This window comes from Nonomuraea antimicrobica (genome assembly GCF_039536965.1).
In the GTDB taxonomy this organism is placed as follows: domain Bacteria; phylum Actinomycetota; class Actinomycetes; order Streptosporangiales; family Streptosporangiaceae; genus Nonomuraea; species Nonomuraea antimicrobica.
The window spans coordinates 1-23,949 of record NZ_BAAAZP010000021.1; the positions used below are offsets into that span (position 1 = coordinate 1).

Sequence of the window (23,949 nt, forward strand, 5' to 3'; positions counted from 1 at the left end):
CGGCCGACCCGGCGAACAGGAACGGCATCTCGCGGAACCCCTCGTGCCAGGACGGCACCGCGGTGTCGCAGATCAGCGCCGCCGTGTACGTCGCCACCGCCGGCCCGGCGATCCCGGCCCCCACGGTGGCGGCGCGGCCGAGCCCGGGGAACCTCCCGGTGACGCCGGTGGCCGCCGCGCACCCGGCCTGCGGCCCGTACGCGCTGAGGATCCACGTGCCCACGCTCATCGGCGAGGTCACCTTGAACACCCGCAGCATGTTGAGGAAACGCTCGGGCCGGCCCAGGTCGTGGATGAGCGCGTAGAGCGAGCCGCCCAGCGCGCACGCCGCCCCGACCTTGGCCGCCCTGGCCAGGTGGGGCCGCCCGGTGAGGTCGGCGGCGGTGGCCAGCGTGGACGACGCCCCGGCCAGTCCGCCCAGGAACAGGTAGCCGGCGATGTCGGGGGCCTGCCACGTCGGCTCGTTCAGCACCGGCCGGCCGTAGTAGGAGTCGAAGTCCGCCTTCGGCGCCAGCAGCCGCTCGCGCCTGCGGCCCGCCGAGCCGGGCGTGGCCTCGCGCTCGGCGCGCAGCTCCGCCGAGCCGTCCATCCGCACGTCAGTCTGACTCATCCCCGCCTCCTCCAGGCCGTCGCGCTCAGCCCCACGAGCAGGGCGAGCGCCGCGACCCCCACGTGCCGCCACATCGACGGCAGGTCCCTGGTGGTCACCACCGGATCCGGCGGCAGGCCGTACACCTCCGGCTCGTCCAGCAGCAGGAAGAACGCGCCTGTGCCGCCCACGCCGTCGCCGGGGTCGTGGCCGTACAGGCGGGCGGAGGTCAGCCCCGCCTCCCGCACCTGCGCCAGGCGGCGCTCGGCGCGCTCGCGCAGCTCGTCCAGGTCGCCGAACTGGATGGAGTCGGTCGGGCAGGTCTTGGCGCAGGCCGGCTCCTGCCCGGCGCCGAGGCGGTCGTAGCACATCGTGCACTTGGCGGCCGTGCCGCTGCTCTCGCGCTTGCCGATCACCCCGAACGGGCAGGCGGGCACGCAGTAGCCGCAGCCGTTGCAGATGTCCTGCTGCACCACGACCGTGCCGTACTCGGTGCGGAACAGCGACCCGGTCGGGCAGACGTCCAGGCAGGCCGCGTGCGTGCAGTGCTTGCACACGTCGGAGGCCATCAGCCAGCGGAAGTCCATGTCGCCGACCCCGGGCTCCTGGTGGCCGAGCGGCCGCCGCTGCTCGATGAACGCCACGTGCCGCCAGGTGTCGGCGCCCAGCCCGACCGTGTTGTCGTAGGACATGCCGGTGAAGTTCAGGCCGTCCTCGGGGACCTGGTTCCACTCCTTGCACGCCACCTCGCACGCCTTGCAGCCGATGCAGATGCTGGTGTCGGTGAAGAAGCCCACCCTGCCCTCGCCGAGCCGCTCGTCCAGGTCGAAAGCCACGGCTCACGCCTCCGTTCCGGTGCCGGCGCCCACCCCTGCGCGCCGCTGATAGGACCTGACCAGCTCCGGCAGCGCGGGGCCGCGCGGTCGCCGGCCCGGCCGGATGTCGGCGGACAGGGCCTTGACCTCCTGGATGTGCGCGTTGGGGTCCAGCGAGATCGCCGCCAGCTCGTTGGCCGCGTCGCCCTTGGCCAGCCCGTTCGGGCCGAAGTGGAACGGCAGCCCGATCTGGTGCACCACCCGCCCGTCCAGGTGCAGCGACGGGATGCGGTCGGTGACCATGACCCGCGCCTCGATGGCGTTGCGCGCGGTGACGATCGTGGCCCAGTCTCCGTGTACGAGCGCCCGCTCGGCCGCCAGTGACGGCGAGACCTCGCAGAACATCTCCGGCTGCAACTCGGCCAGGTACGGCGTGAACCGGCTCATGCCGCCCGCCGTGAAGTGCTCGGTCAGCCGGTAGGTCGTCACCACGTACGGATAGACCGACGCCCCCGGCTCGTCCCCGCTCGGCTGGTAGCGGTTGTCCTCGTGCGGGTAGACCTTGCGCGCCGGGTTGCACTGGCGTCCGTACAGCGGGTTGGCCACCGGCGAGTCCTGCGGCTCGTAGTGCGTGGGCAGCGGCCCGTCCACCACCCCCGCGGGCGCGAACAGCCAGCCCTTCCCGTCGGCCTGCATGATGAACGGGTCGATGCCCGACAGCGCCGCGCTCCCCTGCGCGTCCGGCGGCGGACGGTAGCCGGGGCTCTTGCCCGACTCGAAGTCGGGCACGTCGTGGCCGGTCCACCGCTCCGCCTCGGCGTCCCACCAGACCAGCCGCTTGCGTTCGCTCCACGGGGTGCCGTCGGGCCTGGCCGAGGCCCGGTTGTAGAGGATGCGCCGGTTGGCCGGCCAGGCCCACGCCCACTCGGCGGCGATCCAGTCCTGCTCGGCGGCCGGTCTGCGGCGGGCGGCCTGGTTGACGCCGTCGGCGTACACGCCGGAGTAGATCCAGCAGCCGCAGGCGGTGGAGCCGTCGTCCTTGAGCGCGTGGTAGCCCGGCAGCGGGCGGCCCTCGCCGTCCCAGCCGTTGATCTCGGCCAGCACCGCCTCCGCCGACGGCTCGGCCAGCTCGCCCCCGACCGGGTAGTCCCACGTGAGGCCGAGCACGGGCGCGTCCATCGGGTCCTGCGACCCGGCCAGCTTCTCGCGGATGATCCGGCCCAGGTGGTACATGAACCACAGGTCGCTGCGGGCGTCGTCCTCGGGCTCGACGGCCTGGTGGTGCCACTGGAGCAGCCGGTTGGTGTTGGTGAAGCTGCCGCTCTTCTCGGTGTGGCAGGCCGCGTGCAGGAAGAACACCTCGGTGCCGATGTCGGCCGTGCGCAGTTCGCCCGTCTCGATCTCCGGGCCGTCCTTCCACCAGGTGGCGCTCTCGATCAGGTTGAGGTCGCGCACCACCAGCCAGTCGAGCCGGGCCATGCCCAGCCGCTGCATCCTGGCGTTGGCCGAGCCGACCGCCGGGTTCTCGCCGAGCAGCAGGTAGCCCTTGCAGACGCCGTCGAGCTGGGCCAGCACCGTGTCGTACGTGCTGTGCGAGCCCGTCAGGCGGGGCAGCCAGCCGAAGCGGTAGTCGTTGTCCGGCTGCGCCGACTCGCCCCACCACGCCTTGAGCAGGCTGACCAGGTAGGCGGGCATGTCCGCCCAGCAGCCCTTGTGCGGCGCGTCGGCCGACAGGAAGTCGCGCAGTCTCTCGTTCTCGTGGGCGTGCGGCATCGGGATGTAGCCGGGCAGCAGGTTGAACAGCGTCGGAACGTCGCTGGAGCCCTGGATGCTGGCGTGCCCGCGCAGCGCCTGGATGCCGCCTCCCGGGCGGCCGATGTTGCCCAGCAGCAACTGCAGGATGCTCGCCGCCCGGATGAACTGCGAGCCGTCGCTGTGCTGCGTCCAGCCGACCGCATAGACGAACTCGGAGGTCTTCTCCGGCCCCGAGTTCTCCGTCAGGTGGCGGCACACCTCCTCGAACAGGCGCCGCGGCACCCCGCACACCCGCTCCACCGTCTCCGGCGTGTAGCGGGCGAAGTGGCGGCGCAGCACCTGCAGCACGCAGCGCGGGTGCCGCAGGGTCTCGTCGCGCTGCGGATGCCCGTCGAGCGGCACGCCGGTGCCGCCCTGCACCTCGCCGCGGCCCGGCGGGACCTTTCCCAGGCGCCGCTCGTACTCCGCGTTCCGCTCGCCGGAGGCGGCGACCGTCGTCATGCCCTCGTACTGCCACGAGTCGGGGTCGTACGTGCGGCTCTCGGGGTCGAAGCCGGAGAAGACGCCGTCGAGGTCCTCGGTGTCGCGGTAGTCCTCCCGCAGGATGGTGGCCGCGTTGGTGTAGTTGAGCACGTACTCGTGGAAGTACAGCTCGTTCTCCAGCACGTGGTTGATGATCGCGCCGAGGAAGGCCACGTCGGAGCCGGCGCGGATGGGCACGTGCAGGTCGGCGGGCGCGCTCGTCCGGGTGAAGCGCGGGTCCACGTGGATGATCACCGCGCCGCGCGCCTTGGCCTCCATCACCCACTGGAAGCCCACCGGGTGCGCCTCGGCGAAGTTCGAGCCCTGGATGACGATGCAGTCGGAGTGCTGCATGTCCTGCATGAACGTGGTGGCCCCGCCCCGCCCGAACGAGGTGCCCAGCCCCACCACGGTCGAGCTGTGGCACACGCGGGCCTGGTTCTCGATCTGCACCACGCCCAGCGCCGTCAGCAGCTTCTTGATGAGGTAGTTCTCCTCGTTGTCCAGCGTCGCGCCGCCCAGGCTGGCGATGCCCATCGTCCGCGCGGTACGCAGGCCGTCCTGCTCCCACTGCCAGGTCTCGCGCCGGGTCGCGATGATCCGGTCGGCGATCAGGTCCATGGCGGTGGCGAGGTCGATCCGCTGCCAGTCGGCCGCGCCCGGCGGGCGGTAGAGCGCCCGGCGCTGCCGGGAGAAGCCGGTGGTGAGCTGGAGGCTGGCCGCGCCCTTCGGACACAGCCGGCCGCGGCTGATGGGGGAGTCGGGGTCGCCCTCGATCTGGACGACCTTCTCCTCTCGTACGTACACGTTCTGGGCGCAGCCCACCGCGCAGAACGGGCACACCGACTTGACCACCCGGTCGGCCGTGGCCGTACGCGCCCGCCACGCCTCGGTCCTGGCCGACCGCGCCGCCGGCCCCCGCGCCGTACGGTCGTCGCCGGTGAGCTGCCGCAGCAGCGGCCACGAGAACTCCATGACACCCCCCGATGCCCCCGGCCCAGTCCTGCCCTGGACAGGACACGGAAAAACTGGCAGTTCTGCACAGTCGGGGGAAAACCGGCAGGTCAGAACAGCCGGGGAAGGCGGGCGGGTCAGAACAGCCGGGCGGCCGCCTCGTCCCAACCGGCCCGGTCGCCGGACGGCTCGTACCGGCGCAGCGGCTGGGAGGAGGCGACCAGCGCCCGCAGCTCCTCCAGGCCGGAGACCAGCCCGGCCGCCCGCGCCTGCACCAGCACGTTGCCGATCGCGGTCGCCTCGGCCGGCCCGGCCACGACCGGCAGCCCGCAGGCGTCGGCCGTGAACTGGCACAGCAGCTCGTTCCGCGAACCGCCGCCCACCAGGTGGACCACCTCGACGTCGCGGCCCGACAGCTCCATCGCCTGGCGCACGGCCAGCCGGTGCCCGAGCGCCAGGCTCTCCAGCACGCACCGCACGTACGCGGCGGGCGAGGAGGGAGGAGACTGCCCGGTGCGGCGGCACTCGGCGGCGATCCTGGCCGGCATGTCGCCGGGCGGCAGGAAGACGGGCTCGTCGGGGTTGACCACGGCGGCGAACGGCCGCTCGCCGGCCGCCGCGGCCAGCAGCTCGCCCAGGTCGGAGCCCGGCCAGGCGCGCAGGCACTCCTGCAGCAGCCACAGGCCCATCACGTTGCGCAGGTAGCGGACGGTGCCGTCGATGCCGGCCTCGTTGGTGAAGTTCGCGGCCCGGCTCTCGGGCGTCAGCACCGGGCCGGGCAGCTCGACCCCGGCCAGCGACCAGGTGCCGCACGAGACGTAGGCGAAGGCGGGGCCGCGGGCCGGCACGGCGGCCACCGCCGAGGCCGTGTCGTGCGAGCCCACCGCCCTGACCGGAGCCGACCAGCCCAGCTCGGCGGCCACGTCGGGGCGCAGGCCGCCCAGCTCGTCGCCGGGCCGCCGCAGCGGCGGGAAGATCCCGGCGGGCAGCCCGAGCCGCTCGATCAGCGGCGCCGCCCACGACCGGGTGCGCACGTCGAGCAGGCCCGTCGTGGAGGCGTTGGTCTCCTCCGCGCCCGTCTCGCCGGTCAGCCAGTAGCCGATCAGGTCGGGGATCAGCAGCATGGTGGCCGCCCCGTCGAGCCGGTCGGCGAGGAGCTGGTAGATCGTGTTGAACGGCAGTACCTGAAGGCCGGACACGTCGTACAGGGTCTCCGCGCCCACCTCGGCGGCGACCCGCTCGGCCACGCCGTGGGTGCGGTCGTCGCGGTAGTGCACCGGGTTGCCCAGCATGGCGCCCGACTTGTCCAGCAGTGCGTAGTCGACGGCCCAGGAGTCGACGCCGATCGAGGAGACCGGACCCGCCTGCCGCAGCCCGGTCAGGATCTCACGGTAGAGCCCGAGGATGTCCCAGTGGAGGCGGCCGGCCACGCGTACGGGGCCGTTGGGGAAGCGGTGCGCCTCGGTCAGGCTCAGCCCGCCCGACAGGTCGGCCAGCATCACCCGGCCGCTGGAGGCGCCCAGGTCGACGGCGGCGAAACGGCGGCTCATTGCGTGGACTCCCTGGCGACGAGCTCCGGCTGGAACATGATGTGCTGGTGGGCGTGCGTCTCCGGGTTGTCGCACTCGTCCAGCAGCAGCTCGGTGGCGATCCGCCCGAGCTGGTACGTGGGCTGCCGCATCGAGCTGAGCGACACGGCCGAGGCGGCGGCGAAGTCGATGTCGTCGTAGCCCATCAGCGCCACGTCCTCCGGCACGCGTACGCCGGCGCGCAGGAGCGCGCGCAGCACGCCCAGCGCGAGCAGGTCGTTGGCGCAGAAGACGGCCTCCGGCAGGCCGGTCGCGATCAGCTCGGTGGCGGCCGTCTCGCCCGCGCGGGCCGTCATCGTCTCGACCTCGGCCACCCGCAGGTCGGCGGGGTCGAGCCCGGCGGCCCGCATCGCGACCTTGGCGCCTGCGCGGCGCTCCACGCACTGCCTGATCGTGAGCGGGCCGGTCACGTAGGCGATGCTGCGCGCCCCCTTCGACAGCAGGTGCGCCACCGCCGCCCGGCCGCCCGCGACGTCGTCCACGGCCACCGCGCACTGGTCGGGCCGGTGGGCGGGATGGTCGACCAGCACCACGCTGATGCCGTGCTCGCGCAGCCGGTCGAGGCGGGCCGGGTCTTCTCCGGAGGGTGTGATCAGCACGCCGCGCACCCGGTGCTCCGACAGCACCCGCAGGTTGCGGTCCTCCTTGCCGGCCGAGCCGGCCGAGTTGCCCAGGATCACCGCGTAGCCCAGCTCGCTGGCCATGTCCTCCACCCCGGCGGCGACCTCGGTGAAGAACGGGTTGCCGATGTCGATCACGCTGAGGCCGATCGTCCTGCTGTGCCCGGCGCGCAGCGTGGAGGCCGAGCCGTGCCGGACGAAGCCCAGCTCGTCGATGGCCGCCTCCACCCGCCGCCGGGTCGCGGGGGCGACTTTGCCGGGCCGGTTCAGTACGTTGGAGACCGTGCCCGGGGAGACGCCGGCGTGTGCGGCGACCTCCTTGATGCTGACCATGGCCATGGAGGGCAATTAAAACGTACAAACCCCCCGCGCGCCAGTCGCGCGACCGCCAGGGGTGGGCATTCGCGCCGCACCGGCTCGGCGGTCGAGGGGCGGTGCGCCGCAAGATCTTAAAACGTTCTAACTCCATCGAGAGGCATTAAAACGTGTCATCCGCCGATCCGATCTCGGGCCAGGAGCGGGGCCGGTGATGCATTGACAGCGAGGACCTGGAATCGTAGTTTCCTGCAGGAAGATTAAAACGTTTTGAAGGGAGTGTCGGTGCAGCGGCCCCCACGACCACTGACCCGACGTGTTCCACCTGGATTGATCGGGGAGCAATGACTGACATCAAGGCCGCGCTGCGGGTGCAGCACATCGAGACGCCCTCCTGGGCCTACGGCAACAGCGGCACCCGGTTCAAGGTGTTCGCGCAGAAGGGCGTGCCGCGCGACCCGTACGAGAAGCTGGCCGACGCCGCCCAGGTGCACGCCCACACCGGCATCGCCCCCACGGTCGCCCTGCACATCCCGTGGGACAAGGTCGCCGACTACGCCGACCTGGCCCGGCACGCCCGCGACCTGGGCGTACGCATCGGCGCGATCAACTCCAACGTCTTCCAGGACGACGACTACATGCTGGGCAGCGTCACCCACCCCGCCGCCAGGGTCCGCCGCAAGGCCACCGACCACCTGCTCGAATGCGTCGACATCATGGACGCCACCGGCTCCGACACCCTCAAGCTGTGGTTCTCCGACGGCATCAACTACCCGGGCCAGGACGACCTGCGCGCCCGCCAGGACCGCCTGTCCGACTCGCTCGCCGAGGTCTACGAGCGGCTCGGCGAGGGCCAGCGCTTCCTGCTGGAGTACAAGCTGTTCGAGCCCGCCTTCTACGCCACCGACGTGCCCGACTGGGGCACCGCCTACGCCCACTGCGTCAAGCTCGGCCCCAAGGCCCAGGTGGTCGTGGACACCGGCCACCACGCGCCGGGCACCAACATCGAGTTCATCGTCGCCTTCCTGCTGCGGGAGGGCAAGCTCGGCGGCTTCGACTTCAACTCCCGCTTCTACGCCGACGACGACCTCATGGTGGGCGCGGCCGACCCGTTCCAGCTCTTCCGCATCATGTACGAGGTCGTACGCGGCGGCGGCCTGGAGGCCGAGGCCGGGGTGGCGTTCATGCTCGACCAGTGCCACAACATCGAGCCCAAGATCCCGGGCCAGATCCGCTCGGTCATGAACGTCCAGGAGGCCACCGCCAAGGCGCTGCTGGTCGACCGCGAGGCGCTGGCCGCCGCGCAGGCCGAGGGCGACGTGCTGGGCGCGAACGCCGTGTTCATGGACGCCTACAACACCGACGTGCGGCCGCTGCTCGCCGAACTGCGGCAGGAGCTGGGCCTCGCGCCCGACCCCATGGCCGCCTACGCCGGTTCCGGATACTTCGAGAAGATCGCCGCCGAGCGTGTCGGCGGCGAGCAGGCCGGCTGGGGGGCCTGACCGATCATGGACGTCATCAACGAACTGCTCGACCGCTCCCACCGCCTGGGAGCCGACCCGCGCAACACCAACTTCGCCGGGGGCAACACCTCGGCCAAGGGCGCCGCGCCCGACCCGGTCACCGGCGAGGAGGTGGAGCTGGTCTGGGTCAAGGGCTCGGGCGGTGACCTGGGCACGCTGAAGGAGCAGGGGCTGGCCGTCCTGCGACTCGACCGGCTGCGCGCCCTCACCCGCGTCTACCCCGGCGTCGAGCGCGAGGACGAGATGGTCGCCGCGTTCGACTACTGCCTGCACGGCAAGGGCGGGGCCGCGCCGTCCATCGACACCGCCATGCACGGCCTGGTCGAGGCGGCGCACGTCGACCACCTGCACCCCGACGCCGGCATCGCGCTGGCCACCGCCGCCGACGGCGAGGAGCTGACCAGGCGCGTCTTCGGCGACCGGGTCGTGTGGGTGCCGTGGCGGCGGCCCGGCTTCCAGCTCGGCCTGGACATCGCCGCCATCAAGGAGGCCAACCCGCAGGCCATCGGCTGCGTCCTGGGCGGCCACGGCATCACCGCGTGGGGCTCGACGTCCGAGGAGTGCGAGGCGCGCTCGCTGGAGATCATCCGCACCGCGGAGGCGTACCTGGCCGAGCACGGCCGCCCCGACCCGTTCGGCTCGGTGATCTACGAGACGCTGCCGGAGGCCGAGCGCCACGAGCGCGCCGCCGCGCTGTTCCCGATCGTGCGCGGCCTGGCCTCCACCGACGTGCGCGTGGTCGGCCACTACACCGACACCGCCGAGGTGCTCGACTTCGTCTCGCGCTCCGAGCACCCGAGGCTGGCGGCGCTCGGCACGTCCTGCCCCGACCACTTCCTGCGGACGAAGGTCGCGCCGCTGGTGCTGGACCTGCCGCCGGACGCGCCCCTGGAGCAGACCGCCGAACGGCTGCGCGAGCTGCACGCCGCCTACCGCGAGGACTACACCGCCTACTACGACCGGCACGCCACCCCCGACTCGCCGCCCATGCGCGGCGCGGACCCGGCGATCGTGCTGGTGCCGGGCGTCGGCATGTTCTCCTTCGGCAAGGACAAGCAGACGGCGAGGGTCGCGGGCGAGTTCTACGTCAACGCCGTCAACGTCATGCGCGGAGCCGAGTCCGTCTCCTCCTACGCGCCCATTCCCGAGTCGGAGAAGTTCCGCATCGAGTACTGGGAGCTGGAGGAGGCCAAGCTCCGCCGCCTGCCCAAGCCCAAGGCCCTGGCCACCAGGGTCGCGCTGGTGACCGGCGGCGGCTCGGGCATCGGCGCGGCCACCGCCCGCCGGCTGGCCGCCGAGGGCGCGTGCGTGATCGTGGCCGACCGTGACCTGGGGGCGGCCGAGAAGGTGGCCGCCGAGCTGGGCGCGGGCGCGTACCGGGGCTCGGACGTCGCGGTGGCGATCGGGGTGGACGTCACGTCGGAGGAGCAGATCGCGGCGGCCGTACGCGCGGGCGTCCTGGCGTTCGGCGGCGTCGACCTGGTCGTCAACAACGCCGGGCTGTCGCTGTCGCGCTCGCTCCTGGAGACCACCCAGGCCGACTGGGACCTGCAGCACGACGTCATGGCGCGCGGCTCGTTCCTGGTCTCGCGCGAGACGGCCAAGGTCATGATCGGCCAGGGGATGGGCGGCGACATCGTCTACATCTCCTCCAAGAACGCCGTCTTCGCCGGCCCGAACAACGTCGCCTACGGCGCGGCCAAGGCCGACCAGGCCCACCAGGTCCGCCTGCTGGCGGCCGAGCTGGGCGGCCACGGCATCCGGGTCAACGGCGTCAACCCCGACGGCGTCGTCCGCGGGTCGGGCATCTTCGCGTCCGGCTGGGGCGCCAACCGCGCCGCCGTGTACGGGGTCGAGGAGGAGCGGCTCGGCGAGTTCTACGCCCAGCGGACCCTGCTCAAGCGCGAGGTGCTGCCCGAGCACGTGGCCGCCGCCGTCTTCGCCCTCACCGGCAGCGACCTGACCCACACCACCGGCCTGCACATCCCGGTGGACGCGGGTGTGGCCGCCGCCTTCCTGCGGTGAGCGACTCGGAGCCGCGGGCCCTCGCGCGGTGATTCAGAGCCGCAGGCCCTCTCGCGGTGAGTCGGAGCCGCGGGCTCAGGCGTGGGCGGCCACGAGGCCGGCCACCGCGAGGGCGGCGCCGGCCGCCGTGATCAGGACCCCTCCGGTCACGGCGGCCCGGCGCCCCCTGCGCACCCCCAGCCAGTGCATGACCACGTACGGCAGGAACCCCAGCCCCGCCAGCCCCGTCGCGGGCAGCGTCAGCGCCGCCAGCACCGCCTTCGCGCCCGCGGGCACGGCCCGGTCACCTTCGGGCGTGAGCCGGGCCCGCAGCACGTCGCCCACTTCGGTGCCGGGCGGGGCGGGCACCTCCATCACGGCCTCCCCCGAGTCGGACGTGAACCAGCCCCGGCAGTCGTACCGGCTGCGTGCCTCGGGTCCGACGCCCCCGGGTCCGACGCCCCCGGGTCCGACGCCTCCGGGTCCGAGGTCCTCGCGTCCCAGGTCCTCGCATGAGACGACGCGTAACGTCCCCGGCGTGCCGGACCCGCCCGCGACCAGCCCCAACTCCCCGAGCGCCGACACGGCCGGCACCACGCACAGGCCCGCCCACAGCAGCACGAGGAGCACCCGTCCCCACGGCCCGGGCCCGTTTCCACGTGTGACGGCCGGGTTTTCGGACAAGAACTGGGTCATGGCCTCCATCCTGCCGCCCGCCTCCCGGTTCTCGCCCGCGGGTGACAAGTCTCACGATGCGGTCCTCGGACCCGCCCCAGCTTGCATGTTCATCCTCTAGAGTGCATCATCTTCACCAGTAAGGTCATGAGCTGTGATGCATAATCATGCAGGAGGATGACGGATGAGGGCAGCAGTCGCGGGAGCCAGCGGCTACGCGGGAGGCGAGCTGCTCCGCCTCCTCCTCGGCCATCCCGAGTTCGAGATCGGCGCGCTCACCGCCGCCTCCAGCGCCGGCAGCCCGCTCGGCGCCCACCAGCCCCACCTCGCCCCGCTCGCCGACCGGATCATCCAGGACACCACCGCCGACGCGCTCGCCGGGCACGACGTGGTCTTCCTGGCCCTGCCGCACGGCCACTCGGCCGCCGTCGCCGCCCAGCTCGGCGAGGAGACGATCGTCGTCGACTGCGGCGCCGACCACCGGCTCGCCGACCCGGCCGCCTGGCAGGAGTTCTACGGCGGCGAGCACGCCGGCACCTGGCCCTACGGCCTGCCCGAGCTGCCCGGCCAGCGCGAGGTGCTCAAGACCGCCAGGCGCATCGCCGTCCCCGGCTGCTACCCGACCTCCGTGCTGCTCGCCCTGGCCCCCGCGTACGCCGCCGGGCTCGCCGGGCCCGACGTCGTCGTCGTGGCCGCCAGCGGCACCAGCGGCGCGGGCAAGTCGCTCAAGCCCCACCTGCTCGGCAGCGAGGTCATGGGCGCGGTCAGCGCGTACGGCGTGGGCGGCGTCCACCGGCACACGCCCGAGATGGAGCAGGGCCTGTCGGCCGTCGCCGGCACGCCCGTACGGGTGTCGTTCACCCCCACGCTGGCGCCCATGAGCCGCGGCATCCTGGCCACCTGCACGTCCCCCGCCGCGCCCGGGGTGACCAGGGAGTCGCTGCGCTCGGCGTACGAGGCCGCGCTCAAGGCCGAGCCGTTCGTCCGGCTGCTGCCCGAGGGCACCTGGCCGGCCACCTCCATGACCTACGGCGCCAACACCGCCGCCCTTCAGGTGACGCTCGACGAGCGCGCGGACCGCGTGGTCGCCGTCATCGCCATCGACAACCTCACCAAGGGCACGGCCGGGGGCGCCGTCCAGAGCGTGAACCTCGCCCTCGGCCTGCCGGAAGAGCTCGGCCTCCCCACGACAGGAGTAGCTCCGTGAGAGAGCGCAGCGAACGAACCGATGAGCAAGGGTGCTCCACACTCATGCGGCCAGAACTCATGGGGCCAGAACTCATGGGGCCGGCGAAGGAGGACGCATGAGCGTTACCGCCCCCTTGGGCTTCCGCGCCGCTGGAGTGGCCGCTGGGATCAAGTCCGGCGGCGCCCGTGACCTCGCCCTCGTCGTCAACGACGGCCCCGCCCGCGCCGCCGCGGGCGTCTTCACCGCCAACCGCGTCAAGGCCGCCCCCGTGCTGTGGTCGCAGCAGGTCCTCGCGGGCGGCCGGCTGCGCGCGGTCGTGCTCAACTCCGGCGGCGCGAACGCCTGCACGGGCCCCGAGGGCTTCCAGGACACCCACGCCACCGCCGAGAAGGCCGCCGGGCTGCTCGACGACTCCGCGGGCGAGATCGCGGTCTGCTCCACCGGCCTGATCGGCGAGCGCCTGCCCATGGACGTGCTGCTGTCCGGCGTCGAGACCGCCGCGGGCCAGCTCTCCCGCGACGGCGGCCTGGCCGCCGCCGACGCCATCCGCACCACCGACACCGTCTCCAAGATCTCCTTCAAGCGGGGCTCCGGCTACATGGTCGGCGGCATGGCCAAGGGCGCCGGCATGCTGGCCCCCGCCCTGGCCACGATGCTCTGCGTGATCACCACTGACGCCGAGCTGAGCAGCGAGCAGCTCGACGCCGTGCTGCGCGCGGCCACGTCCAGGACGTTCGACCGGCTCGACACCGACGGCTGCATGTCCACCAACGACACCGTGCTCCTGCTGGCCAGCGGGGCCGCCGGGGTCGTGCCCGACCTGGCCGAGTTCGAGCAGCGGGTCACCGAGGTCTGCGCCGACCTGGCCAGGCAGCTCCTGGTCGACGCCGAGGGCGCCTCCAAGGCCATCGCCATCGAGGTGGTCGGCGCGGCCTCCGAGGACGACGCGGTCAAGGTCGGCCGTTCGGTCGCCCGCTCCAACCTGCTCAAGTGCGCCATCCACGGGGAGGACCCCAACTGGGGCCGCGTCCTGGCCGCCGTCGGCACCACCGACGCGGTGTTCGAGCCCGACCGGCTCAACGTGGCCATCAACGGCATCTGGATCTGCCGGGGCGGGGCCGTCGGCGACGACCGTTCCAAGGTGGACATGCGACCCCGCGACGTGACGATCACCGTCGACCTGTCGGCGGGTCCGCACACCGCGACCGTCCACACCACCGACCTGACGGCCGACTACGTCCACGAGAACTCGGCGTACTCCTCGTGAGGCTCACCACCGCCCAGACCAAGGCGGGGGCGCTCATCGAGGCGCTGCCCTGGCTGACCCGCTTCCACGGCGCGACCGTCGTCATCAAGTACGGCGGCAACGCCATGATCGACGACGCGCTGAAGAGCGGCTTCGCCGAGGACATCGTCTTCCTGCACCACGCGGGCCTGCGCCCGGTCGTCGTGCACGGCGGCGGCCCGCAGATCAGCAGCGCGCTCGACCGGCTCGGCATCGAGTCCACGTTCACCGCCGGGCTGCGGGTGACCACGCCCGAGGCCATGCAGGTTGTCAGGATGGTCCTGACGGGCCAGGTCAACCGCGACATCGTCGGCCTGGTCAACCGGCACGGCCCGTTCGCGGTCGGCATGTCCGGTGAGGACGCCCGCCTGTTCACGGCCGTACGCAAGCACGCCGTCGTGGACGGCGAGCCGGTCGACATCGGACAGGTCGGCGAGATCGTCAAGGTCGACCCCGGCGCGGTCGGCGCGCTCATCGACAACGGCCGCATCCCGATCGTGTCCAGTGTGGCCAGGGGCGACGACGGCGAGATCTACAACGTCAACGCCGACACCGCCGCCGCCGCGCTCGCCGTCGCCCTCGAGGCGCACAAACTGATCGTCCTGACCGACGTCGAGGGCCTGTACGCCAACTGGCCCGACGACTCCGAGGTGATCGACCTGCTCACCGCCGATGAGCTGGCGACACTGATGCCCACACTGTCCAGCGGTATGGTCCCGAAGATGGAGGCGTGCCTGACGGCCGTCAAGGGCGGGGTGCCGCAGGCCCACGTCCTCGACGGCCGGGTGCCCCACTCGCTGCTGCTGGAGATCTTCACCAATGAAGGAATCGGAACGATGGTGATGCCCGGATGAACCTATACGAGAGGTTCGAAAACGCCTTCATGCCCAACTACGGCGTCCCGCCGCTGGCACTGGCACGAGGCGAGGGCACCCGGGTCTGGGACGTCGAGGGCAGGCAATACCTCGACTTCATCGCCGGCATCGCCACCAGCTCGCTCGGCCACGCCCACCCCGCCCTGGTCGAGGCCGTCTCCGCGCAGGTCGCCACGATCGCGCACACCAGCAACCTCTTCCTGCACGAGCCTGAGGTGCTGCTCGCCGAGCGGCTCCTGGCGCTGCTCAACGCCCCCGCCCGCGTCTTCTTCGCCAACTCCGGCACCGAGGCGAACGAGGCCGCCTACAAGCTCGCGCTCAAGTACGGCCGCCGCGAGGGCCGCTCCTACTTCGTGGCCGCCGAGAACGGCTTCCACGGCCGCACCATGGGCGCCCTGTCGCTGACGGGCAAGAAGTCCATCCGCGACCCGTTCGGCCCCTTCCCCGTCGACGTGCGCTTCGTCCCGTACGGCGACGCCGACGCGCTCAAAGAGGCCGTCACCGGCGACTGCATCGCGGTCTTCCTGGAGCCCACGCAGGGCGAGGCCGGCGTCGTCCCGCCGCCCGAGGGCTACTTCGAGGCCGCCCGCGAGATCTGCGACTCCACCGGCGCCCTGCTGGTGGCCGACGAGATCCAGTCGGCCATCGGCCGCACCGGCCACTGGTTCGCCCACCAGGCCGACGGCGTCACCCCCGACCTCCTCACCCTGGCCAAGGGGCTCGGGGGCGGGCTGCCGATCGGGGCCTGCGTCGGGTTCGGCGAGATCGGCACGCTCTTCGACAAGGGCGACCACGGCTCGACGTTCGGCGGCAACCCGGTCTCGTGCGCCGCGGCGCTGGCCGTGCTCGCCAACGTCGACCTCGACCACGTCACCTCGGTCGCCGCGCGGCTGCGTACCGGGCTCGAGTCCGCCGGGCACCCGCTGCTCAAGGGCGTGCGCGGCCGGGGCCTGTGGCTGGCCGCCGTGCTGGCCGAGCCCCGTGCCGCCGAGGTCCAGAAGGCCGCCGCCGAGGCCGGTTTCCTGGTCAACGCCGTGCAGCCCGACGCCGTACGCATCGCGCCGCCCCTGGTCGTGACGGCCGGCGAGGTGGACGCGCTGGTGGCGGCGTTCCCCGCGATCCTGGCGGAGGCGGCCAAGTGAGCGTGCGGCACTTCCTCCGCGACGACGACCTGACCCCGGCCGAGCAGGCGGAGGTCCTCGACCTCGCCGCCGCCATGAAGAAGGACCGGTTCGGCTACCGCCCCTTCGAGGGGCCCCAGAGCGTGGCCGTGCTGTTCGACAAGCCGTCGGCCAGGACCCGCGTCTCCTTCCACACCGGCATCGGCGAGCTGGGCGGCCTGCCGCTCGTCGTCGACAACGTCTCGGTGCTCATGGGCCGCGGCGAGCCGGCCGCCGACCTGGCCAGGGTCCTCGACCGGCAGGTCTCCGCCATCGTCTGGCGCACCACCGGCCAGGAGCTGATCGACGAGATGGCCGCCCACTCCCGGGTGCCCGTCGTCAACGCGCTGACGGACCAGTTCCACCCCTGCCAGATCCTCGCCGACCTGCAGACGGTCAAGGAGAAGCTGGGCCGCACCGCCGGGCTCACGCTCACCTACGTGGGCGACGGCGCCAACAACATGGCCCACTCCTACCTGCTCGGCGGCGCCACCGCGGGCATGCACGTACGCGTCGCCGCGCCCGCCGGCTACCAGCCCGACGCGGTCATCCTCGACCAGGCCGCCGCCATCGCCGCCGGGACGGGCGGCTCGGTGATCGCGCTGTCCGACCCGGCCGCCGCCGCCCAGGGCGCCCACGTGATCGCCACCGACACGTGGGTGTCCATGGGCCAGGACGGCAAGGAGGCGCGGGTCGCCGCGCTCATGCCGTACCAGGTCAACGCGGAGCTGCTCGAACACGCCGCGTCCGACGCGATCGTGCTGCACTGCCTGCCCGCCTACCGCGGCTACGAGATCACCGAAGGCGTGCTCGAAGGCCCGCGCAGCGTGGTCTGGGACCAGGCGGAGAACCGCCTGCACGCCCAGAAGGCGCTGCTCCACTGGCTGGTGAGACGACGATGACGATCCCGATGACCAAGGCCGCGCGGCAGGCGAAGATCACCGAGCTGCTGCAGCGCCAGGCCGTGCGCTCCCAGCCCGAGCTGGCCAAGCTGCTCGCCGAGAGCGGCGTCGAGGCCACCCAGGCCACGCTCTCGCGCGACCTCGACGAGCTGGGCGCGCTCAAGCTGCGCGCCGACGACGGCTCCCTCGTGTACGCGCTGCCCGGCGAGGGCGGCGGCCGGATCCCGGTCACCCGCGTGGGCACCGGCGAGAGCCCGCTCGCCCGGCTGCACCGCGTCGCGGAGGAGCTGCTCGTCTCGGCCGAGGCGTCCGCCAACCTGGTCATCGTCAGGACCCCGCCCGGCGCGGCGCAGTTCCTCGCCTCCGCCATCGACCACGCCGACTGGGAGTCGATCCTCGGCACGGTGGCGGGCGACGACACGGTCCTCGTCATCAGCCGCGACCCCACCGGCGGCCAATCCGTCGCCGACGCCCTGCTGAAGGTGGCCGACAGACGTGCCTAGCACGCGTTCCGCCGCCCTCGCCCGCTAAGATCGCGGCGGTCGGGGACAGCGGACGGGCTGACGTGCACTATGGTCGCGCCGGGGCGCACAGCTCGGGGGTCGCCGGAGTCGTGCCGTCCGAAGCGGGCGCGACCCTCGAAAACGTAAACGGAGGACACAACGGTGAGTGATGGCAAGCCGATGCGGCTGTGGGGCGGACGCTTCGAGAGCGGACCGTCCGACGCGCTGGCCCGGCTGTCGGTGAGCGTGCACTTCGACTGGCGGCTGGTGCCGTACGACCTGGCGGCGTCCAGGGCGCACGCCCGCGTGCTGCACAGGGCGGAGCTGCTGAGCCACGACGAGCTCGAACGCATGATCGGCGCGCTCGACGACCTGGAGCGGGCCTGCAAGGCGGGCGAGTTCCGGCCGACGGTCGCCGACGAGGACGTGCACACCGCCCTGGAGCGCGGCCTGCTCGAACGGCTCGGCTCGCTCGGCGGCAAGCTCCGCGCCGGCCGCTCGCGCAACGACCAGATCGCCACCGACCTGCGGCTCTACCTCCGCGACCACGCCCGCACGATCGTCTCCCGGCTGGTCGAGCTGGAGACCGCGCTCATGGCCCAGGCCGAGCAGCACGCCGAGACGGCCGCGCCCGGCATGACCCACCTGCAGCACGCCCAGCCCGTCTCGTTCGGCCACCAGCTCCTGGCCCACGTGCACGCCTTCGCCCGCGACGTCGACCGCCTGACCGACTGGGACAAGCGCGCCGCGATCTCCCCGCTCGGCTCCGGCGCCCTGGCCGGCTCCTCGCTCCCGCTCGACCCGCAGGCCGTGGCCGACGAGCTGGGCTTCTCGGCGCCCGCGCCCAACTCGATGGACGCCGTCGCCGACCGCGACTTCGCCGCCGAGTTCCTGTTCGACGCGGCCATGATCGGCGTGCACCTGTCGAGGCTGGGCGAGGAGATCGTCCTGTGGGCCTCGCAGGAGTTCCGCTGGATCGAGATGGACGACGCCTACTCCACCGGCTCGTCGATCATGCCGCAGAAGAAGAACCCCGACGTGGCCGAGCTGGCCCGTGGCAAGTCCGGCCGCCTCATCGGCAACCTGATGTCGCTGCTCACCACGCTCAAGGGCCTGCCGCTGACCTACAACCGCGACCTGCAGGAGGACAAGGAGCCGGTGTTCGACGCGGTCGACACGCTCCTGCTCGTGCTGCCCGCGGTGGCCGGTCTGGTCGCCACCATGCGGGTCAACACCGCGCGCCTGGAGTCCTCCGCCCCCGACGGCTACGCGCTCGCCACCGACCTGGCCGAGCTGCTGGTGCGGCGCGGGGTCGCCTTCCGCGACGCGCACGAGGCGGTCGGCCACCTCGTGGTGTGGTGCCAGGTCAACGACAAGGACCTCGGCGACCTCACCGACGACGAGCTGGTCAAGGTCTCGCCGCACCTGACTCCCGACGTACGCGACGTGCTCAGCGTGCCCGGTGCCCTGGCCGCCCGCAAGGCGTACGGCGGCACCGCCCCCGACCGCGTCCGCGACCAGCTCATCGCGCTGCGGGAGGCCGTCGACACGCAGGCGGCATGGGCAGCGGGAAGCTGAGCTCCGCCGCGCTGCCGCGGAGCTTCTTCGACCGGCCGTCGCACGAGGTGGCGCCCGACCTGCTCGGGCGCGTGCTCGTGCACGGCTCCGTCGCCGTGCGCCTGACCGAGGTCGAGGCGTACGGCGGCCCGGGCGAGGACCCGGCGGCGCACACGTACCGGGGCAGGACACCGCGGAACGCGGTCATGTTCGGCCCGCCGGGCCACCTGTACGTCTACTTCACCTACGGCATGCACTTCTGCGCCAACATCGTGTGCCTGTCCGACGGCTTCGGCTCGGCCGTGCTGCTGCGTGCGGGCGAGGTGGTGGAGGGCGTGCCCGAGGCCCGCTCGCGCCGCTCGTCGGGCAACCGGGTCACCGACCGCGACCTCGCCCGCGGGCCCGCCAGGCTGGCCGTGTCACTCGGGCTGCTGCGCGAGCACAACGGCCTCGACGCCATCCTCGAAGGCTCGCCCGCCGGACGCCCCCACCAGTCGGCCACCATGCTGGAGGGCCTGGCCGTCGAGCCGGCCGCGATCAGGTCAGGGCCGCGCACCGGCGTGTCGACGGCCAAGGAGACCCCGTGGCGGTTCTGGATCGACGGCGAGCCCACCGTCTCCCCGTATCGCGCTCACGTGCCCCGGCGGCGCAGCACGGCGGCCACCTCCGTGGGAGAGGTGCCCAGGTCGTGAGCGCTGAAGAGGTGCAGGTGGTCGCCGGTGTCGATCTCCAGCATCTCGCTGCGCCGGCCCCACCGCCTGCGTACGTCCACATTGATGTCCCAGATCGACTCCCACGGCACGTGCCGGCTGCCCGCGAACCCGTGCACCACCGTGATGCCGCTCTCGTCGGCCGCCAGCCGCACCGGCACCAGCACGTCACGCAGCCCCATCGCGCCGACCAGCACGGCCGCGGGCACCGCCAGGATCACGCCCCGATAGTCATCGTCGAACCACCAGTAGACGCCGAGACCGGCGCACACCAGAGCCCCTAAGATCTTGAAAACGGCAAGCTCGCGACGGACCCTCCACATGGACACCCAGCGTATCCAAGTGGCGCGCATCCGCACCGATCGGGCAGGCTGAAGGCATCCGCATCCGACCCCAGGAAAGCCAGATACCGTGACCGACATCCTCGACGACCTCGCATGGCGGGGCCTGATCGCACAGTCCACCGACCTCGACGCCCTGCGCGCGTCCATGGCAAAGGAACCGATCACGGTCTATTCCGGCTTCGACCCCACGGCGCCGTCGCTGCACATCGGCCACTTCGTGCCGCTGCTCACGCTGCGCCGCCTCCAACTCGCCGGACACCGGCCGATCGGCCTGGTCGGCGGCGCCACCGGCCTCATCGGTGACCCGAGCGGCCGCAACACCGAGCGCTCACTCAACTCCACCGAGATCGTCGCCGAGTGGGTCGATCGCCTGCGCGGCCAGGTCGGCAAGTTCCTCGACTTCGACGCCCAGCCCAACCCCGCCCTTCTGGTCAGCAACCTCGACTGGACCGGCGAGCTGAGCGCCATCGACTTCCTGCGCGACGTCGGCAAGCACTTCCCGGTCAACCGCATGCTGGCCAGGGAGTCGGTCTCCGCGCGCCTGGCGGGGGAGGGGCTCAGCTACACCGAGTTCAGCTACCAGATCCTGCAGTCGTACGACTACCTCGAGCTCTTCCGCCGCTACAACTGCACGCTGCAGATCGGCGGCAGCGACCAGTGGGGCAACATCACCGCGGGCGCCGACCTCATCCGCCGCGTCGAGGGCGGGCACGTCCACGTGCTCACCCAGCCGCTCATCACCAAGGCCGACGGCACCAAGTTCGGCAAGACTGCCGGTGGCGCGCTCTGGCTCGACCCCGAGATGACCTCCCCGTACGCCTTCTACCAGTACTTCCTCAACTCCGACGACCGCGACGTGATCCACTACCTGAAGGTGTTCACGTTCAGGAGCCGCGAGGAGATCGAGGAGCTGGAGAAGGCGGTCGCCGAGCGGCCCTTCGCCCGCGAGGCCCAGCGCACGCTGGCCGAAGACCTCACCGAGCTGCTGCACGGCCGGCCGGAGCTCGACGCGGTCGTGGCCGCCTCCAAGGCCCTGTTCGGGCAGGGCGAGCTGGCGGAGCTGCCGGCCGCCACCCTGCGGGCCGCGCTGGCCGAGGTGCCCAAGGCCGAGGTGCCCGCGCTGGGCGCCGCCTACGTGGACCTGCTGGCGGACAGCGGCGTGGTCGAGTCCAAGTCCGCGGCCAGGCGGGCGGTGAAGGAGGGCGGGGCGTACCTCAACAACCGCAAGATCACCGACGAGTCCTACGTGCCCACCGCCGACGACCTGCTGGCCGGGCGGTTCATGGTGCTGCGGCGCGGCAAGAAGTCGATCGGCGGCGTGGTGGTCGGCTGACCGTTCTCGCGTGAGCGGGCGGGCCCTCGGATCTCCGGGACCCGCCCCGTTTCTTTTCGGTACGGGTGACTTTCGGTATGGGTGACGCCGGTCGCGTTCACCGACGCGTGAACAAGGCCACCGTCAACCCCGGCAGATCGCCCGAATGCCGGGCCGAACTCAGCTCGAACCCGGCCCGCTCGACCTCCCCGACCCTCGGGACACCGTCACCCTCCAGCCCCGACTGCTTCGTCCCCCGCCACACGACCCAGACCCGCTCGCGTCCCTCCAGGGCCGCCGAGAGGTCGGAGCGCTCCGGGTAACCGAACCCGTCCGCGTCGGGCGAGTCGCCGGACCGGAGCACGTCGACCGGCATCAGGGAGTCGGCGTAGTAGTCGAAGCCGGTACGCAACTGGCTCTGGCCGTAGACGATCCCGTCGTCCGGCTCGGCCTTGACCACGCGCAGCGCCCACGGGATGTTCTCGAACCGCCCGTTCTCCTCCCGTACCTCCACGTGGTCGGGGAAGGCCAGCACGCACCCGAGCGCCACGGCCACGATCCCGGCCGCCGTCTGGAGGCGGGGCAGGCAGGCCACCGCCAGCCCTGCCAGCAGCGCCAGCGCCGGGGCGGTCACGAAGAGGTAGCGGTCGACGTACACCGGGGTCACCAGCAGCGAGACCGCGAGCAGCAGCACCGGCGGCAGCACCAGCCACCCGGCCAGCACGAACGCCCACACCCGCGCCGGGTCACGCCGGTGGGCCCGCCACAACAGCACCGCCCCGGCCAGCGCCATCGCGAACAGCGCCACCCCGAGCGTGGTCGTCCCCGCCGCCATCTTGGGGAACTTCAGCCACACCTCCGGCCCTCGCTGCGGGATCCAACTGATGGCATGCCGCTCCCCGAACCCGATCAGCCCCAGGACGACGGCCGGAACGGACCCGGCGGCCAGCGCGGCCACCATCCGGCCGGCCACCGCGCGCCGCATCAGCAGAAGCTGGGCGGGCAGCACCAGCACCGCGAACAGATGGGTGGAGCACACCAGCGCCACCGCCACGCCGTACACCACCCAGCGCCGCCCCACCGGCCGCTTGATCGCCCGGTGCAGGGCCCAGAACGCGAACACCACCGCTGCGGCGGCGAACGCGTACGACCTGGCGAAGGCCCCGTAGTAGGACACCGACGGCAGGATCGCGAAGACTCCGGCGGCGATCACGCCCGCCCGCGTGCTGTGCAACCGCCTGCCCAGCTCGACCAGCAGCCAGGCCGCCACCCCGATCGCGACCGCCGAGGGCAGCCGCAGCCACAGCTCCGCCGTGCCCGCCATCCCCCAGAAGTGCATGAACAGGTAGTAGGGGAGAAAGTGACCGTCGATGTGCCGCGCCAGCTCGAACATGCCGGAGAGCGAACGGGAGGCGGCGCTGATCGTGGCCAGTTCGTCGCCGTTCAGGGTGCTGGCACCCGTCCCCGAGAACGCGGCCAGTGCGGCGAGCCCGCCCATCACCCAAGGGGGCGCCGCGCGGCGGCGGGTGGGCGGAGCTGTCGGAGGAGCGAGTGTGGCGGCAGTGGTCACCGGGGCAGGATACGCGGCGTGGGGACGCGGGTATGGAGGATGCGCTCACGTTGCAGGGGGTTTGTGACTCTCGGACGGTCCTGCCGGGAACAGGGGCTCTCTTGGCGGGCCGTACGTGTCGGCTTCATAACGATCCCGCCCGCTCCCGGCCACGGGAACCGACCCGAAACCCCGACACCACAAGGCTTCCCGAGCCGAACAGACCATGAGGGTCGGCCGTCGCCGGCGCGAGGGTTTCTTGATCGAGCACCCCGCCCGTCCGGGGCGGCACCCACAAGAGGACCCGCACCTTCGGAACCTCGGGACCCGGAGCAGCACCCGCCCGCCGCACGGGGGAACCGACCGCCGAACACCCACCCCCACGGCACCGCCCACAACTCGTCGGGGAGACCCGCCCACCTGCCCACCAAGGAGCAGCAGGCCAGCTGACCTGCTCCTCCGTGCCTGCGCCGCCCCAGGAAGCCCTCCACCCGGCGGTTGGGCGGGGGTGACTGCGGTTCGATGGCCAGGAGCACCGAGACCCTCGACATCGGCGGTGTTCGGGACGGCGCCCCAACCGCATGGCGGCGGCTCGCAGCCGCCGCTCGCCCTCGCCGTGAGTTTCGAGAGGAGTTCGAGAGGAGGACGTCGAAGCGACGTGGCGGCGGCATCGTCGGGCCACCTCGCCCAACGGAACTCGCGAGCCGGGTCGTGTCGAGCGTCCGAGAGAAGTTCGAATATTGCCGGGCGAGGCGATTTGACGTGTCGGGGATCGCGACCTAATCTTTCACTTCGCCCCGGGAGTGAGCCGGACGCCGATCAGGCGGACGGGCCCCAAGGGCAAACTCCTTGAAGTACGAGCCAGTCGGCTGAGCCGCTTCGGTGTGCTCCAGCACGGCCCGTCTTCTGGCACACCGAGAACTCCGAAATATTCGGTTGATTCGACGTGATCCGGATGACACGGTAAGTTGCGAGGGCCGCTCCGGATTCGGAGCACCGCAATCTTGGACGGTCTGAACGCCTCCGAGCAAATCGCAAGATTTGACACGGAGATCGACGATCTGCTAAACTAGCGGAAGACGAGATAGTGCCCTCGGGCTGGATCTACTGAAAGTGGATCTCGACCGGGTGTTCGCATCCGCTTCTTGAGAACTCAACAGTGTGTCAAAAAGCCAGTGCATGATGCACAACCCCGTCTATTT

At 72.1% G+C, this 23,949-nt stretch carries 19 protein-coding genes; 11 read left to right on the top strand and 8 right to left on the bottom strand.

Going from position 1 to position 23,949, the window contains the following annotated elements:
• The 5 genes from nrfD to ABD844_RS07355 all read right to left on the bottom strand — a co-directional run.
• A partial coding sequence (gene nrfD, locus ABD844_RS07335; RefSeq protein WP_344874275.1) for an NrfD/PsrC family molybdoenzyme membrane anchor subunit occupies window positions 1–610 on the bottom strand: 610 nt, incomplete at its 3' end.
• Window positions 607–1,425 carry a 4Fe-4S dicluster domain-containing protein gene (locus tag ABD844_RS07340; RefSeq protein WP_344874277.1) on the bottom strand — a complete coding sequence of 273 codons (819 nt, stop codon included), beginning with the start codon at window positions 1,423–1,425 and terminating at the stop codon, window positions 607–609. The genes nrfD and ABD844_RS07340, both read right to left, overlap by 4 nt.
• A gap of 3 nt (window positions 1,426–1,428) precedes the next feature.
• A complete protein-coding gene (gene fdh, locus ABD844_RS07345; RefSeq protein WP_344874279.1) occupies window positions 1,429–4,656 on the bottom strand; it encodes a formate dehydrogenase in 3,228 nt (1,075 codons plus the stop codon).
• Between the two features lie 116 nt (window positions 4,657–4,772).
• Window positions 4,773–6,185 carry a rhamnulokinase gene (locus tag ABD844_RS07350; protein WP_344874281.1) on the bottom strand — a complete coding sequence of 471 codons (1,413 nt, stop codon included), beginning with the start codon at window positions 6,183–6,185 and terminating at the stop codon, window positions 4,773–4,775.
• Window positions 6,182–7,183: a LacI family DNA-binding transcriptional regulator gene (locus ABD844_RS07355; RefSeq protein WP_344874283.1), complete on the bottom strand. Its 1,002-nt coding sequence runs from the start codon at window positions 7,181–7,183 to the stop codon at window positions 6,182–6,184. The genes ABD844_RS07350 and ABD844_RS07355 overlap by 4 nt, the downstream gene beginning before the upstream one ends.
• Window positions 7,184–7,503: 320 nt before the next feature.
• On the opposite strand from ABD844_RS07355, the gene rhaI reads away from it, so the two are divergent.
• On the top strand, window positions 7,504–8,661 hold the full coding sequence (gene rhaI / locus ABD844_RS07360; RefSeq protein ID WP_344874285.1) for an L-rhamnose isomerase: 1,158 nt from the start codon (window positions 7,504–7,506) through the stop codon (window positions 8,659–8,661).
• Window positions 8,662–8,667: 6 nt separating this feature from the next.
• The gene (locus ABD844_RS07365; RefSeq protein WP_344874287.1) at window positions 8,668–10,707 is read left to right on the top strand and encodes a bifunctional aldolase/short-chain dehydrogenase; all 2,040 of its coding nucleotides are present in this window, start codon (window positions 8,668–8,670) and stop codon (window positions 10,705–10,707) included.
• A gap of 75 nt (window positions 10,708–10,782) precedes the next feature.
• Here the strand turns inward: ABD844_RS07365 and ABD844_RS07370 are convergent, their stop codons facing one another.
• Window positions 10,783–11,382 (bottom strand): hypothetical protein, encoded by a 600-nt coding sequence (locus ABD844_RS07370; protein WP_344874289.1) that lies wholly within the window; start codon window positions 11,380–11,382, stop codon window positions 10,783–10,785.
• A 163-nt stretch (window positions 11,383–11,545) separates the two neighbouring features.
• Between ABD844_RS07370 and argC the strand changes: the two genes are divergently transcribed.
• The 8 genes from argC to ABD844_RS07410 all read left to right on the top strand — a co-directional run bounded on the left by argC (window position 11,546) and on the right by ABD844_RS07410 (window position 19,524).
• On the top strand, window positions 11,546–12,568 hold the full coding sequence (gene argC / locus ABD844_RS07375) for an N-acetyl-gamma-glutamyl-phosphate reductase (protein WP_344874291.1): 1,023 nt from the start codon (window positions 11,546–11,548) through the stop codon (window positions 12,566–12,568).
• Between the two features lie 97 nt (window positions 12,569–12,665).
• A complete protein-coding gene (gene argJ, locus ABD844_RS07380) occupies window positions 12,666–13,817 on the top strand; it encodes a bifunctional glutamate N-acetyltransferase/amino-acid acetyltransferase ArgJ (RefSeq protein WP_344874292.1) in 1,152 nt (383 codons plus the stop codon).
• Window positions 13,814–14,689 (top strand): acetylglutamate kinase, encoded by an 876-nt coding sequence (gene argB, locus ABD844_RS07385; protein WP_344874294.1) that lies wholly within the window; start codon window positions 13,814–13,816, stop codon window positions 14,687–14,689. The genes argJ and argB overlap by 4 nt, the downstream gene beginning before the upstream one ends.
• Entirely contained in the window at window positions 14,686–15,852 is a 1,167-nt protein-coding gene (locus ABD844_RS07390; protein WP_344874296.1) for an acetylornithine transaminase, read from the top strand. The genes argB and ABD844_RS07390 overlap by 4 nt, the downstream gene beginning before the upstream one ends.
• 2 nt (window positions 15,853–15,854) lie before the next feature.
• Window positions 15,855–16,772, top strand: coding sequence for an ornithine carbamoyltransferase (gene argF / locus ABD844_RS07395; protein ID WP_344874309.1), 918 nt, complete (start codon window positions 15,855–15,857; stop codon window positions 16,770–16,772).
• Complete coding sequence (locus ABD844_RS07400) at window positions 16,769–17,275, top strand: arginine repressor (RefSeq protein WP_344874298.1); 507 nt, start codon at window positions 16,769–16,771, stop codon at window positions 17,273–17,275. The genes argF and ABD844_RS07400 overlap by 4 nt, the downstream gene beginning before the upstream one ends.
• Before the next feature lie 180 nt (window positions 17,276–17,455).
• Window positions 17,456–18,853, top strand: coding sequence for an argininosuccinate lyase (gene argH / locus ABD844_RS07405; protein WP_344874311.1), 1,398 nt, complete (start codon window positions 17,456–17,458; stop codon window positions 18,851–18,853).
• The gene (locus ABD844_RS07410; RefSeq protein ID WP_344874300.1) at window positions 18,835–19,524 is read left to right on the top strand and encodes a DNA-3-methyladenine glycosylase; all 690 of its coding nucleotides are present in this window, start codon (window positions 18,835–18,837) and stop codon (window positions 19,522–19,524) included. Before argH ends, ABD844_RS07410 begins: the two co-directional genes overlap by 19 nt.
• On the opposite strand, the gene ABD844_RS07415 is transcribed toward ABD844_RS07410, so the two are convergent.
• Window positions 19,464–19,865, bottom strand: coding sequence for a PH domain-containing protein (locus ABD844_RS07415; protein ID WP_344874302.1), 402 nt, complete (start codon window positions 19,863–19,865; stop codon window positions 19,464–19,466). The genes ABD844_RS07410 and ABD844_RS07415 overlap by 61 nt on opposite strands.
• Before the next feature lie 88 nt (window positions 19,866–19,953).
• Here ABD844_RS07415 and tyrS point away from each other — a divergent pair, with 88 nt between their 5' ends.
• Complete coding sequence (gene tyrS / locus ABD844_RS07420; protein ID WP_344874304.1) at window positions 19,954–21,219, top strand: tyrosine--tRNA ligase; 1,266 nt, start codon at window positions 19,954–19,956, stop codon at window positions 21,217–21,219.
• A 97-nt stretch (window positions 21,220–21,316) separates the two neighbouring features.
• Here the strand turns inward: tyrS and ABD844_RS07425 are convergent, their stop codons facing one another.
• Entirely contained in the window at window positions 21,317–22,768 is a 1,452-nt protein-coding gene (locus ABD844_RS07425) for a glycosyltransferase family 39 protein (protein WP_344874306.1), read from the bottom strand.
• Window positions 22,769–23,949 lie beyond the last annotated feature (1,181 nt).

Bases quoted from the DNA above. Each gene is read 5' to 3' on its own strand.
- ABD844_RS07415 (WP_344874302.1), bottom strand. From the start codon at position 19,865: ATGTGGAGGGTCCGTCGCGAGCTTGCCGTTTTCAAGATCTTAGGGGCT.
- rhaI (WP_344874285.1), top strand. From the start codon at position 7,504: ATGACTGACATCAAGGCCGCGCTGCGGGTGCAGCACATCGAGACGCCC.
- argH (WP_344874311.1), top strand. From the start codon at position 17,456: ATGCGGCTGTGGGGCGGACGCTTCGAGAGCGGACCGTCCGACGCGCTG.
- ABD844_RS07370 (WP_344874289.1), bottom strand. From the start codon at position 11,382: ATGACCCAGTTCTTGTCCGAAAACCCGGCCGTCACACGTGGAAACGGG.
- ABD844_RS07400 (WP_344874298.1), top strand. From the start codon at position 16,769: ATGACGATCCCGATGACCAAGGCCGCGCGGCAGGCGAAGATCACCGAG.
- argJ (WP_344874292.1), top strand. From the start codon at position 12,666: ATGAGCGTTACCGCCCCCTTGGGCTTCCGCGCCGCTGGAGTGGCCGCT.
- ABD844_RS07355 (WP_344874283.1), bottom strand. From the start codon at position 7,183: ATGGCCATGGTCAGCATCAAGGAGGTCGCCGCACACGCCGGCGTCTCC.
- ABD844_RS07365 (WP_344874287.1), top strand. From the start codon at position 8,668: ATGGACGTCATCAACGAACTGCTCGACCGCTCCCACCGCCTGGGAGCC.
- argC (WP_344874291.1), top strand. From the start codon at position 11,546: ATGAGGGCAGCAGTCGCGGGAGCCAGCGGCTACGCGGGAGGCGAGCTG.
- fdh (WP_344874279.1), bottom strand. From the start codon at position 4,656: ATGGAGTTCTCGTGGCCGCTGCTGCGGCAGCTCACCGGCGACGACCGT.
- ABD844_RS07350 (WP_344874281.1), bottom strand. From the start codon at position 6,185: ATGAGCCGCCGTTTCGCCGCCGTCGACCTGGGCGCCTCCAGCGGCCGG.
- ABD844_RS07390 (WP_344874296.1), top strand. From the start codon at position 14,686: ATGAACCTATACGAGAGGTTCGAAAACGCCTTCATGCCCAACTACGGC.
- ABD844_RS07410 (WP_344874300.1), top strand. From the start codon at position 18,835: ATGGGCAGCGGGAAGCTGAGCTCCGCCGCGCTGCCGCGGAGCTTCTTC.